Below are 12,766 nucleotides of genomic sequence, written 5' to 3'. Positions count from 1 at the left end.
GTACTTGGCTAACAACTAAAGAAAGCTTTTACCGTAGTTGAGTGGTGCCAGCCCAAGCTGGCTGGCAATGCTTTGGCCAATATCGGCAAAAGTTTCACGGCGGCCAATATTTTTGCTTGCTATGCCTGTCCCAAAACATACCACGGGCACATATTCACGGGTGTGATCGGTACCTTCCCAAGTGGGATCGCAACCATGGTCGGCGGTTATAAATACGCGGTCGCCAGGTTGTAACAATGCTTCTAATTCAGGCAAACGGGCATCGAGCTCTTCTAACGCACGGGCATAGCCTGGCACGTCGCGGCGATGGCCATATTCCATATCGAAATCGACAAAGTTTGGGAAAATAATGCTCTTGGCTGGCGCTGTTCTCATTACCTCTAGGGTTGCGTCGAACAAGGCCTGATTGCCCGTGGCTTTCACTTTTTGGGTAATGCCTTGGTCGGCATAAATGTCGGCAATTTTACCAATGCTAATCACTTCATTACCGGCTTCTTGGTTACGCACCAATAATGTTGGCGCTGGGGGTAACACTGAATAATCACGGCGGTTGCCGGTGCGTTTAAAGTCGTTGGCATTGGTGCCAATAAAGGGCCGAGCAATTACTCGGCCAACATTTAACCCTTGTTCATCTAGTAATGCTCGAGCGTCTTGGCAAAGCGTTAACAACCGCTCAAGGCCAAAGGTTTCTTCATGGGCAGCAATTTGTACCACGGAGTCGGCCGAGGTATAAATAATCGGTTGGCCTGTGCGCATGTGCTCTTCACCGAGCTCGGCAATAATAGTGGTACCGGAAGCATGGCAGTTACCGAGCACGCCAGCTAATTCGCCTTTGCTTAACAGCGCATCAATAAATGGCTGCGGAAATGTAGGTACTTGTTGTGGAAAGTAATGCCAATCGAATAGTACTGGCACACCAGCCATTTCCCAATGCCCACTGGGGGTGTCTTTGCCGTTACTTATTTCTTGCGCAAAACCGTAATAGGCTTGTGGCTCAATGGTGGTGTCTAAGCCATAAAAACTTGGCGTGGTCGCTAGGTTTAAGCCGGCCGCTTCTGTAGCAAGCCGAGCAAAACCTAAGCGCACCATATTTGGAATGTGTAATGGCCCGCTGCGACCCACATCGGCTTCGCCTGCGGCACAAGCGCGGGCAATATGGCCAAAGGTGTTTGAGCCTTCGTCGCCAAACACATGGGCGTCGGCAGCTGCGCCAACGCCAAGAGAGTCGAACATTAATATAATTGCACGGGCCATAATTTACTCCAGTTTATTTATTACTTGGTAGGTTCAAGCAAAGCATGAATAATCGGCGGTGCTTCTACCGGTTGGTCGCTCATGCTAAAGGCGGCTTGCACACTGGCTGCAGCAGCTTCTGCTTCCGCTTCAGTACGCGCATACACCATTGCAATAGGCTGATCAGCGCTAATTTGCTGGCCTAAACTTGCTAGCTCGGTTAAGCCTACGGCGTGGTCAACTTTTTGCGAAGGCTCGGTACGGCCGCCACCTAAGCTAACCACTGCTAAGCCCACGTTGCGGGTTTCAATATGTTGCACATAGCCGGCTGTGGTAGCAAATACTGGCTTACACACAGGGGCTAGTTGCACGTAGTCGCCAGCTTTCTCAACTAAGTCGGCTGGGCCACCTAAAGCATGTACCATGGCGCTAAACTTTTCAGTAGCTGCACCTGAATCAAGAGCATGGTTAAGTTTGCTGAGGGCGTCTTGCTTCGAGGTGGCTAAACCACTTAATAATAGCATTTGCTCAGCAAGTGCCATGGTTACTTCGTGTAAACGCGGGTTACGATATTTACCGGTTAGGTAGTCAATGGCTTCCAACATTTCCGTGGCATTACCGGCAGTTGAACCTAAGGGTTGGCTCATATCGGTAATGGTAGCCGAAGTTGGTACGCCAGCTTGGTTGGCCACTGCAACAATGCTTTCAGCCAATAGGCGGGCGTCTTCTAGGGTAGACATAAAGGCACCGTTACCGGTTTTTACGTCCATGGCTAACGAGCCTAGGCCGGCAGAAAGCTTCTTCGATAAAATAGAAGCGGTGATCATTGGAATTGAATCAACGGTAGCGGTTACGTCGCGAATACCATAAATGCGTTTGTCGGCAGGTGCTATTTCGTCGGTTTGACCAATAATAGCCACGCCGATGTCTTTTACAATCTGCTTAAATGAAGTTTCCGAAGGCATAATGTTATAGCCTGGAATACTTTCAAACTTGTCTAGGGTTCCGCCTGTGTGGCCAAGGCCACGGCCAGCGATCATGGGTACGTAACCACCACAAGCCGCTACTAACGGGCCCAGCATTAAGCTTACCGAGTCGCTTACGCCGCCCGTTGAATGTTTGTCTACAATAGGGCCTGGCATGTCGTGCCACTGTAATACATTGCCGGAATGCATCATTTCTTCAGTTAAGGCAACCCGTTCATGCATTTCCATGCCTTGAAAATACACCGCCATAGCAAAAGCGGCAATTTGGCTGTCGGTGACAGCGCCCGAAGTAACACCTTTAATAAAAAATGCGATTTGCTCGCGATTAAGTTCTAAACCATTGCGCTTAGCGCGGATAATTTCTTGGGGTAACAACATTTAATACCCTCCATTGTTAGTTGTGGCTACGCCCGTAAGGACTGTAGCTAAGTCGGCTCGCACAGAACTTGCGCCAATACGAAAGCGGCTAGGTTGTACGGCTGCTTCACCTAAATGTTCGGCTACGGCGTTCATATAAATAACGGCGTCGTCGAGTGTACGAATACCACCTGCGGGCTTAAAGCCAACGGCTTTAACTGGGTGTTGAAAGCTATGTTTTGCGTCGTTGGCGGCAATAACTTGTAGCATACTTTGGGCCGCCTCAGGGGTAGCGTTGATAGCTACTTTGCCGGTAGACGTTTTAATAAAGTCGGCCCCAGCAGCAATGGCCAGCTCACTGGCACGGCGAATTAGTTCTGCTGTTTGTAGTTCACCAGTTTCTAAAATAACTTTCAGCCGAGCCTTATGGCCACATTCGGCTTTGCAGGCGGCAATAAGTAAACGCGCTAAACCTTCGTCGCCGTGCATAAATGCTTTATAGGGGAATACGACGTCAACTTCATCGGCACCATAAGCGACACATGCACGGGTTTCTGCTACGGCAATATCAATGTTGTCGCCACCGCCAGGAAAATTAGCCACGGTAGCAATGTGCACGGCATATAAGTTACGTGCGTCTAAATAGTGACGAGCAAGTGGAATAAAACGCGGAAACACACAGAGTGCTGCCACGTGGAGCGTATCGCCATTATCAAGAATTAAGCGCGCATTTTCGGCCAAAGCTTCAATGTCGGCGGGCGTTTCAGTGTCGGTTAAACTGGTTAAATCGAGCAGCGAGAAAGCTTTGGCGGCTTTCACTTGTTGTGGAGTCATGGTGTATTCCTTTATAAATGCTCAGGACCAAAAGAAAAAGGCAGCAATTCGTGAAGTGTTAATATTTTACGAACGCCTTCAGGGCCACAAATATGAACGCGAGTGTCGGCGGAGGAAAATTCACGAATGCGCTGACGACAACCACCACAAGGAGAAACCAAATGCTCGCCCTTACCCACTACATAAATGTCTTTTATATTGCGTTCACCGGCTAAAACCATTGCCGCAATAGCGCCTGCTTCAGCGCAGGTGCCTTCAGGATAAGCGGCATTTTCAACATTGCAACCAGTATAAAAATTACCACGGTCGGTTTGAATGGCCGCACCGACAGGAAAGTTAGAATAAGGCGAATAAGCCTGCTGCATGGCTTTGTAAGCCAAGGTAAACAACGGTTCTTGGTTCATAGCATGTGCTTCTGAAGCTAATGGGAAGCTATTCTAGCGGACTTTATCCACAGCCGCCAACCAGCGTTGGTATAACTGCTGGCATTGTTGTTCGGTTAATTGCCCAGAGTAGCTGGTATGTGACTCGGTATAATCGTTTATATTATTGATAGAATTGAAAATTCCTGCTTGTAGCCCAGCCAAAAAAGCGGCCCCACGAATGGTAATTTCGCTGCTGTCGGCAGGAACAATAGTGCATTGGGTAAGGTCGGCAAGGGCTTGTAGAAACCATTTGTTTTCCGTCATACCACCGTCAACCTTTAGCTCTTTAATTTGCTGCCCGTCGTCGATCATCGCTTGTAGTAAGTCTTGGCTTTGATAAGCCACACTTCGCAACGCAGCTGCGGCAATTTGTTCTTTGCCAGTATTGCGTGTCATACCAAAAATAGCCGCGCGCGCATTCGGCTGCCAATAGGGCGCACCTAGGCCGGTAAAGGCAGGTATAAGCATTTCAGTTTGTTGCCATGGCACATGTTCAGCGAGCTGTTCCGTTTCGGCGGCTTGGGTAATAATGCCAAGCTTGTCGCGCAGCCATTGCACGATAGCGCCCGCCATAAAAATACTACCTTCAAGGGCGTAGGTGGCGTTACCGTTTAATTGCCAAGCGAGCGTTGATAACAAACGGTTATTTGAAATAACTGGGGCAGCACCACTGTTTACTAACATAAAGCAACCGGTGCCATAGGTGCTTTTGCCTTGCCCGGTGTTAATACAGCCTTGCCCTAGCAGTGCACTTTGTTGGTCGCCAATAAGCGCGTGAATAGGAATTTCGGCGCCAAATAACACTGGGTCAGTTATTCCGATATCGCCAGCGTTGTCGGTAATGCTAGGTAACATACTGGCAGGAATAGCAAATAATTCAATTAAATTCGGCTCCCAGGTTCGGCTAGTAAGGTTCATAAGCAAGGTGCGTGAAGCATTACTAGCGTCCGTTTTATGTACTTGACCGCCGGTCAGCTTCCAAAGTAAGTAACTGTCGATGGTACCAAAACAAAGTTCACCCCGCTCGGCCCGGCTTCGGGCGCCCGGTACATTATCAAGAATCCAGCGTAGTTTCGTGCCGGAAAAGTAAGGGTCAAGCAACAAGCCTGTTTGTTGCTGAATTTCTTCTTCATGTCCTTGGTCTTTAAGTTGCTGGCAGTAGTCGGCGGTGCGTCTGTCTTGCCAAACAATAGCATTGTATATGGCTTTGCCGGTAGTGCGGTCCCACACTACGGTGGTTTCACGTTGGTTAGTAATGCCAATGCTAACAATGTTTTGAGCACTAGCACCACTGGCTTTAATGGCATCGCGGCAGGCATTTAAAGTAGTTTGCCAAATGTCTTCAGGATCATGTTCCACCCAACCGTCGTGGGGGAAGTGTTGCGCAAACTCGTATTGACCACGGCCAACTACCTTTAATTGTGCATTAAAAACTAAGGCGCGCGTTGAGGTGGTGCCCTGATCGATTGCTAAAATCAGTTTCTGCTGGTGCGTGTCCATTTAATAGCTCACTTAAAGGCTGTGGTTTACCAATACCATACCCTTGTGCGAAATCAACGCCAAGTTCAGCTAATAAATTAGATAAAGCGACGTCTTCAACGAACTCAGCAACAGTTTGTAATTTCATGGTTTTAGCAACATGGCAAATGGCACTTACTATGCTTTTATCAACAGGGTTATTTACTAAGTTGCGAATAAAAACACCATCAATTTTTAGCTCATCAAATGGGTATTGACGAAGATAGTCGAAGCTAGCAAGGCCGGTGCCGAAATCGTCTAAGGCCACTTTGCAGCCAAGGTCGTGCATGTCGTGAATAAAATTTAGTGCTTGAGTAGGGCTTCGTATGGCTTCTGTTTCAGTAATCTCTAAGGTTATACAGCAAGCTGGAACGTTATATTGCTGTAAACAAGCACCGATGAACGAAGCTAATTCAGGATCAGATAAAGAAGCACCACTTAAATTAATGGCGCATTTTGCAACTTTGCTTAAATTCGTTTTGTTGAGCGATAAATAGTGAATACTGTTTTTTATTACCCAACGATCGAGTGCTGGCATAAGGCCATAGGCTTCTGCCGCAGGAATAAATTCTGCGGGCGAGAGAATATGCCCAGCAGTGTCTTGCATGCGGACTAAAACTTCAAACGATATGCGCTTATCAGTAGGTTGTAGGGCGCGAATTTCTTGCCCATAAAGAACCAGAGTGTCATTTTCAATTGCCAGCTTTAAAGCTTCAAAGCGAGCCGCCAACTTATAATATGAATCGACAACACTTTCTGGGGCCGGTAAGTAGTGCAAACTAAATACTTTAGTTAACGCAATACGAGCGGCATGTGATGCTGAATTTAAATATTGTTCAGGGCTATTTAAACTGCCATTAATAGGTATAACGCCCATGGCGATACGGAATTGGCCACTCAAGTTACCAGGTTTCTTTTTGGCAGTTATTTTTTTATACAATTCTATAGCTAGGCTTTCAATGCTAGTAAAAGAGTCGGCTGTTTGCAGCACGGCGAACTTACCTTGGTTTAGCCGGGCAATTGTTGTATGTGGGCAGAAACGTTGCAGTTGTTGTGCTAGTTCTAACTCAATTGCTGTTGTGCCGGCTACACCAAAAAGTTCGTTAACAACATTAAAGTCAGGTAGTTTTATATAGGCCAACCAATACACGCCTTTGTTATTGAGGCCATTGACGCTTTCAGTAATATGCCGCTGTAGTACTTCATGTATGCCCCTATCGTTAGCAAGGCCGGTCATGAAGTCTTCTTTTGCTTGGTTCTCAAAGCGCATTAGTAAATGATTACGATGGCGATTAATTGAACCTAGCAGTTGCGCCATTATTGATAAAATGCCTACTTGCAGCAGAACCCGCAATAAGTCTTCAAAGTCATGCACTGGCGGTAAACCACCAATATTATAAATTGAAAAATAAACAAAAACGGAAGCAAATACCGGAATCCAAAGATGCAAGCTAGTAGGTTTAGCTACAATGGCATACCAACAAATAAGCGGAAACAGTGCGAACGAAAAAACTGGCGCATAGCGCGGGTCGCCCCACTTACTAAATATAATGCTTATAACAACGGCAGCTACTGAAAGAACCAACCATAGTTGAATACGGCGCTCTTTGAAGTCGGAAATAATTTCCATAAAGGCATGTTTAGGCGTAGAAAATAACAGTGCAAATAAAGGCGCAAAAAGAATAACGCCTAGTGCTTCAAACAACCAGTAAACTAACCACAAGTCTTGTATCTGGAAATCGGCAGACTCCGGAACGCTGAATGCATAACCGGCAGCACCGATTAGCGATGACACCCCAGCACCAATAATGGCACCTTTGAAATACAAGTTGGGCAAGTGATTCAAACGCTGCAGTGGGTGAAGCGCTTTACGGCTACGCCGAATAAGCCAAGTAGCAAGGCTAGCGCCTATGGTTAATCCGGCAACTCCAGCTATGGCTAAGCTAATTGGCATGCCTTGTGTGAATAATGACCAAAACAGTAGTGCGGGTACCAGCGACCATAAAGCGCGATAGCCTAAAGCTAGGCAAGCACCTATAAAAATGCCGGCAGGGGGCCAAATGGCCGACATTTCGGTGCCATTAATACTAAAACTGCGACTCCATTCGGCCATAGCAATCAGCAAAATGGGCAAAACAACCCATTGAAGAGCTCGCAGTAAGTGTGCTTGATTGCTTTCGGGTTGGCCAAAAGAGCCAGCATTAGTTGCTGAGGTTTGATATGAGCTAATAGAATTCATGGCTACGCTTAATAAGTATGTATTTACGGTCTAAGCGTATTAAACGTATGTACGCAGCTATTAGATCATTTTATTAAAATTTTATTTACTTAGTATTTGCAAAGGCGCCGCATATTGATCAACCCAAGCTTGAGCTTGTTCGTGTTCACCCAGAGCAATATTAATATGGCCAACTTTACGGCCAGGGCGGTGTTCTTTGCCGTACCAAAATGGGGCCGCGTGCGCATGTTGCCAAAAATGAGCGGGAATACTGGCTACCCCGATGACATTCAACATAAGCGTAGGCTGAAGTGTTAACGGTGGAATAGGGGCACCGGTAATTGCCCGCATGTGCAAACTAAACTGGCTGCAATTTGAGCCGGTTAAGGTCCAGTGGCCGCTGTTATGCACTCGTGGAGCTACTTCGTTTATTAATAATTGAGCTGTGTTGCCTTCGCCAACCACGAAAAATTCAATGGCTAAGGTACCCACATAGCCTAAGTCGGCAGTTAAGGTAGCAAACCACTGTTCAGCAACACTTTGTAGGTGGGGAGGTAATACACTAACACCCGCTAGCGTATGGCTTAAAATGCCGTCGCGGTGAATGTTTTCAGCCAGCGGGTAGCAATGGATTTCACCCGTTTTAGTGCGAGCACCAACAATAGACACTTCACAGCTAAAGGGAATCATGGCTTCAACAATGCCGGGTTGTTGCCCTGCGGTATCTAGTAATGGTTGAACGCTGTCGCCCGGCTGCCAGCGCCATTGGCCTTTGCCGTCGTAACCACCTTCAGCTGCTTTAATAACAGCGCGACCTTGCCAGTTATTCAAAATAGCAGCCAGTTCGTCTGCGTTGTTAAAGGCTTGCCAAGGAGCAGTGCCTAAGCCTAAACGGTCGAACATTGCTTTTTCATGCTGTCGGTGAGTAAGCGGCTTAATTTGTGCTGGGTCGGTTAGCAGCTTGTTTTTTGCTAGCGCCACGTGTTGATCAGAAATTTGCTCATGTTCCCAGCTAATCACGTCGGCCCATGCCATCGCGTCGTTCACCGACCAGTTTAAAGCTTGGTGTGAACCAACGGGCATTACTTCATTGGTACGAGTATTGATTAGTAAACACTCGTCGCCTAACTGAATACTGGCTTGGCCGAGCATTTGGCCTAATTGACCATTGCCGAGAATGAGCACCTTCATGAATCGAGTTCCAAGGTACTGTTTTCAATAACAGCTGAACGCTGCGTAATACGGAAATTACGAACTGCTTCTTGCACCTTGCTGTCGAAGGTGGCTAAAATTTGTGCCGCCAATAAACCTGCGTTTGCTGCACCAGCTTGGCCTACAGCCATAGTACCAACAGCCACGCCCTTTGGCATTTGGACAATTGATAGTAAGCTGTCAAGCCCCTTGAGTTGCTTCGACGGTACAGGTACACCTAAAACAGGCAAATAAGTATACGCTGCAAGCATGCCAGGTAAATGAGCTGCACCGCCTGCACCGGCTATCACTACTTTCACATCACTGGCTTCGGCTTCAGCCATGGATGTTTGCAATAAATCGGGGGTGCGGTGTGCAGAAACCACGCGAGCTTCCCATTGTACGCCAAGGTCTTTAAGCATGGCGGCAGCGTGCTGCATGACCGGCCAGTCAGACTTTGAACCCATTAAAATAAGTACTGAAGCCATTGTTAAGCCCCTTGTGTGCCCTATGAAAGGCGCGGATTATAGCAGGAAATTTAACCGAAAGCATGAAAAGTAAGTTGACTAACTTTAATTGTCGGCTACTTAAAAATCAGGTCATTAAGGTATAGTATCGACAACAATTAACTCACACTAGTACTAAGGCTAATAATGCAGGCTGGTGGTTTGATGTTTCAGGTAAACCTATGACGCCTTTGATACAACGACTTTTTATCGCTGCAGGGGCGCTTGCTTTAATGCCTATAGTGTCAGCTTCGGAAGGTATGTGGTTAGCTTCGGAGCAGCCCGAATTGGCGCAAAATATACCTTTAACTGCGGTTGCCCGAGTGGGGGCTTGCAGTGGTGTGTTTGTTTCTGAGCAAGGGCTACTGTTAACAAACGCCCATTGTATTGAAGAAACAATGCAGTTACGCAGCGACGAACAACATAAAATTCGTGACCAAGGCTTTCTAGCGCGAACTTTAGCGGAAGAGCTGCCAGCAGCGCCTGGTTTTTTTGCTTCGATTACCCTAAGCCAGCAAGACGTGACAGCCAGAATGCTTAAAAACACCTACCCCACAATGGCACCACGTGACCGACACTTGCATTTAACCCGCAACCGAAATGCTTTGTTGCGAGCGTGCGAAGCCGAGCCGAATGTGAACTGTCAGGTACAAGAGCACCAAGACGGATTACATTATTTATTGGTGCGCGAACGCCAATTACGAGACGTGCGCTTGGTTTATGTGGCCCCTGCAGCGGTTGCTATGTATGGCGGCGATGCTGCAAATTGGCAGTGGCCCCGCTTTGCTGCCGACATTGCCGTAATGCGCGTGTATGTGGCGCCGAATGGTAATGCCGCCGATTTTGCTGCCTCCAATGTACCTTACCAACCTGTCGAGGTAGCCCAAGTTGCCGACTCACATTTAACTTTTTTTGATGCTGTTCGGGTAGCGGGTTATCCGGGGACCACGCAACGCTTTAGAACCGCAGCAGAAATGCAATGGGCGTTTAGCGAGCAGTACCCAGCAATGCTTACTTACTTGCAAGACTTCGAACAAATTATTGCGACTTATGTTGGCGACGACAGCCAGCTGAAAGTGCGCTTTCAACCCACATTATTTCGTTTGCGTAATCAAATAACGAACATAGAAGCGCAGCTAAATGAATATCAGCAACATGGATTACAGCAAGAAAGTGAAAAAAGCCAAGAACAACTTTTAACTTGGTTAGCGTTGCCCGAACGGCAAGAGCAATATGGTGGGGCTTGGTGGATTATTCAGCAACAATTACAAGAAAATAGGCAATGGTTACCGCAACAATTGTGGTGGCATTTTTTGCAAGAATTAAGCCTGCCGGGCGCAGCGCTATTGGTGCATCGTTATGCCTATGAACAAAGTATTCCGGAAGACATTCGTGCCCGCGGTTTTCAACAGCGCGACATATACAGTTTGCGCGCCCAGTTAGACAATTACGCTAACCGTATCGATTTAACCTTAGAGCAAAATATGCTGGTGCATTTACTTATGCGTTACTTGGCGCTACCAGAGCCGCTGCAGTCGCAAACAGTTATGGCATTTTTTTCCCTCAGCAGTGAAAGCACCGAAAGTAGTATTCGTTCTCGCGTAGCTGAACTTTATAAAGCGCCTAAATTATTAGACGATGAGGTGCGACAAGGTTGGTTTAGCAAGTCGCTAGTAGCTGTAGAAAATTCGTACGACCCATGGCTACAATTTGCAACAGCAACAGCTACAGAACGGTTGGCCATTGATGCTCGCGAAATTGAAAGCCGTGGCCGTATTGCTTTTGCCCGGCCCAGAATGATGGCTGCACAGCGAGAGTACGACCAAGCCCAAGGCAGAGTGTTACCTGCTAATGCCAATCGCACCTTACGAATTAGCGAAGGGCAGGTGCTGGGCTACCGGCCAGACCCTGATCCAAACAACTTTCGTTTGGCTCTCACCTATTTAGATGTGTTTCGAGATCACCTACAGGCGGAAAAAGATAGCAACCTGCCTAGTTCGTTTCGGCGTGCTTTAACACGCCATGGCAAAAAATGTTTTATAAACCAAGCCCGTGGTTCGGTTACGGTGAACTTCATTTCCACCGCCGACGGCGCCTTAGGAAGTTCTGGGGCTCCAACCTTTGATTCACAAGGGCATTTAGTGGGCTTGGTGTTTGACCTGATGGCAGAATCAACCATGAGTGATTGGATTTATGCGCGTAATCGTCATCGTTTAGTACACGTAGATATTCGATATTTATTATGGATTCTAGGTTATTACGAAGGTGCAACGGAGTTATTAGCTGAGTTAGGTTTTACTGATAGTAAACCGCAGCAAGCGGTTAGTTGCCGAGTAAAACCTTTATTAACGCCTTAATCTAAATCTAATTCTAGCTGCCTGTTTTCGTTCGGATCGGGCAGTGTTACCCCCACCCCAATAAGTCTTACGCTACGTTCGCCTTTGCGCAGCCATGCTTCTTCGAGCAGTTGATAAAACAATGAAGGTGACACTTTATTCGCTGCCCGTGAAACGGTGGTTTGCTGAAAGTCGGAAAACCGTAGTTTTACAGTTTGGGTGCGTATACGTGTGTCTTGCCAATGAGTGCTGGGTAACCGTTTACGCAAGGCGGGCAGTAGCTGATTGGTGAGAATGTGTTCGCCTTCGCGGCGCTGGTTAATGTCGCGTGGGAAGGTGTCTTCAACACTAATTTGTTTTCTAATGCGGTTGGTGTTAACTGGGCGTAAATCAATGCCATGGCAGCGTTGGTGAAGAACAAAGCCGCTACTTTCGCCAATCACTTGCTGTAGCTTTGTAACGTCAATGCCCTGAATGTCAGCTCCGGTATAAAAGCCTGCGTGGGCTAAACGTTCTTTACTTTTTGGGCCAATGCCAGGTATACGGCCTAAGGGCAAACGGGCGATAAAAGACAATACTTGGTGTGGCGGAATTACACATTGGCCGTCGGGTTTGTTTTCATCGGAGGCAATTTTGGCTACCATTTTCTGGTTCGATATACCCGCAGAGCCACTAATGCCTAACGCACGTAATTCAGCCCGAATAGCTTCCATAATGAGGGTAGCACTACCGTGATGTAAGCGAACATTAGATAAGTCTAAATAAAATTCGTCGATAGACGCAGGCTCTATAATAGGGGTGTAACGAGAAATAATGTTTAGTACTTGCTTAGACATGGTTTTATAGCTGGGCATGTCGGGCTTAACAAAAATTAAATTGGGGCATAGCCGTTTTGCTTGATAGCCCGACATAGCACTGCGCACACCAAATTGACGGGCAATATAGTTACAGGTTGCAACCACACCGCGTTCGCCGCCACCGCCAACAGCAAAGGGCACATTTTTTAAGGCAGGGTCTTTTTTCACCTCAACAGCGGCAAAGAATGCGTCGAGATCAAGCAAGGCAATTTTACGCTCGGTGGTGTGGACCACAAATGGCCTCCCTTACATTTTAAACAACTTAAATCTTACCATATAGGCAAAAAAGAAAGTGCTGCTATAAG

At 47.2% G+C, this 12,766-nt stretch carries 10 protein-coding genes; 1 reads left to right on the top strand and 9 read right to left on the bottom strand.

The annotated features are described in order from the left end of the window. Positions 1 to 15 precede the first annotated feature (15 nt). From M1L23_RS12505 to purE, 8 genes are all read right to left on the bottom strand, one after another. Positions 16 to 1,254 (bottom strand): phosphopentomutase, encoded by a 1,239-nt coding sequence (locus tag M1L23_RS12505; protein WP_252627777.1) that lies wholly within the window; start codon positions 1,252 to 1,254, stop codon positions 16 to 18. A 20-nt stretch (positions 1,255 to 1,274) separates the two neighbouring features. Next, on the bottom strand, positions 1,275 to 2,597 hold the full coding sequence (gene deoA, locus M1L23_RS12500) for a thymidine phosphorylase (RefSeq protein WP_252627776.1): 1,323 nt from the start codon (positions 2,595 to 2,597) through the stop codon (positions 1,275 to 1,277). After that, positions 2,598 to 3,410: a deoxyribose-phosphate aldolase gene (deoC, locus tag M1L23_RS12495; RefSeq protein ID WP_252627775.1), complete on the bottom strand. Its 813-nt coding sequence runs from the start codon at positions 3,408 to 3,410 to the stop codon at positions 2,598 to 2,600. An 11-nt stretch (positions 3,411 to 3,421) separates the two neighbouring features. After that, positions 3,422 to 3,814 (bottom strand): cytidine deaminase, encoded by a 393-nt coding sequence (cdd, locus tag M1L23_RS12490; protein ID WP_252627774.1) that lies wholly within the window; start codon positions 3,812 to 3,814, stop codon positions 3,422 to 3,424. Between the two features lie 33 nt (positions 3,815 to 3,847). Continuing rightward, entirely contained in the window at positions 3,848 to 5,335 is a 1,488-nt protein-coding gene (glpK, locus tag M1L23_RS12485; protein ID WP_252627773.1) for a glycerol kinase GlpK, read from the bottom strand. Next, the gene (locus M1L23_RS12480) at positions 5,262 to 7,592 is read right to left on the bottom strand and encodes an EAL domain-containing protein (protein WP_252627772.1); all 2,331 of its coding nucleotides are present in this window, start codon (positions 7,590 to 7,592) and stop codon (positions 5,262 to 5,264) included. The genes glpK and M1L23_RS12480 overlap by 74 nt, the downstream gene beginning before the upstream one ends. A gap of 81 nt (positions 7,593 to 7,673) precedes the next feature. Next, positions 7,674 to 8,762 (bottom strand): ATP-grasp domain-containing protein, encoded by a 1,089-nt coding sequence (locus tag M1L23_RS12475; RefSeq protein ID WP_252627771.1) that lies wholly within the window; start codon positions 8,760 to 8,762, stop codon positions 7,674 to 7,676. Continuing rightward, positions 8,759 to 9,250: a 5-(carboxyamino)imidazole ribonucleotide mutase gene (purE, locus tag M1L23_RS12470; protein WP_252627770.1), complete on the bottom strand. Its 492-nt coding sequence runs from the start codon at positions 9,248 to 9,250 to the stop codon at positions 8,759 to 8,761. The genes M1L23_RS12475 and purE overlap by 4 nt, the downstream gene beginning before the upstream one ends. A 200-nt stretch (positions 9,251 to 9,450) precedes the next feature. Here purE and M1L23_RS12465 point away from each other — a divergent pair, with 200 nt between their 5' ends. Then, positions 9,451 to 11,625, top strand: coding sequence for a S46 family peptidase (locus M1L23_RS12465; RefSeq protein ID WP_252627769.1), 2,175 nt, complete (start codon positions 9,451 to 9,453; stop codon positions 11,623 to 11,625). Here the strand turns inward: M1L23_RS12465 and dinB are convergent. Continuing rightward, positions 11,622 to 12,695 (bottom strand): DNA polymerase IV, encoded by a 1,074-nt coding sequence (gene dinB, locus M1L23_RS12460; protein ID WP_252627768.1) that lies wholly within the window; start codon positions 12,693 to 12,695, stop codon positions 11,622 to 11,624. The genes M1L23_RS12465 and dinB overlap by 4 nt on opposite strands. Between the last annotated feature and the right edge of the window lie 71 nt (positions 12,696 to 12,766).

It is taken from the genome of Aliidiomarina quisquiliarum, from assembly GCF_023922585.1.
Taxonomy (GTDB): Bacteria; Pseudomonadota; Gammaproteobacteria; order Enterobacterales; family Alteromonadaceae; genus Aliidiomarina; species Aliidiomarina quisquiliarum.
Note: the sequence above shows the minus strand (reverse complement) of the source record. Positions and strands in the feature narration are given on the sequence as shown.

Coding starts and splice junctions, on each gene's coding strand:
- M1L23_RS12505 (WP_252627777.1), bottom strand. CDS start 1,254: ATGGCCCGTGCAATTATATTAATGTTCGACTCTCTTGGCGTTGGCGCA.
- deoA (WP_252627776.1), bottom strand. CDS start 2,597: ATGTTGTTACCCCAAGAAATTATCCGCGCTAAGCGCAATGGTTTAGAA.
- deoC (WP_252627775.1), bottom strand. CDS start 3,410: ATGACTCCACAACAAGTGAAAGCCGCCAAAGCTTTCTCGCTGCTCGAT.
- cdd (WP_252627774.1), bottom strand. CDS start 3,814: ATGAACCAAGAACCGTTGTTTACCTTGGCTTACAAAGCCATGCAGCAG.
- glpK (WP_252627773.1), bottom strand. CDS start 5,335: ATGGACACGCACCAGCAGAAACTGATTTTAGCAATCGATCAGGGCACC.
- M1L23_RS12480 (WP_252627772.1), bottom strand. CDS start 7,592: ATGAATTCTATTAGCTCATATCAAACCTCAGCAACTAATGCTGGCTCT.
- M1L23_RS12475 (WP_252627771.1), bottom strand. CDS start 8,762: ATGAAGGTGCTCATTCTCGGCAATGGTCAATTAGGCCAAATGCTCGGC.
- purE (WP_252627770.1), bottom strand. CDS start 9,250: ATGGCTTCAGTACTTATTTTAATGGGTTCAAAGTCTGACTGGCCGGTC.
- M1L23_RS12465 (WP_252627769.1), top strand. CDS start 9,451: ATGACGCCTTTGATACAACGACTTTTTATCGCTGCAGGGGCGCTTGCT.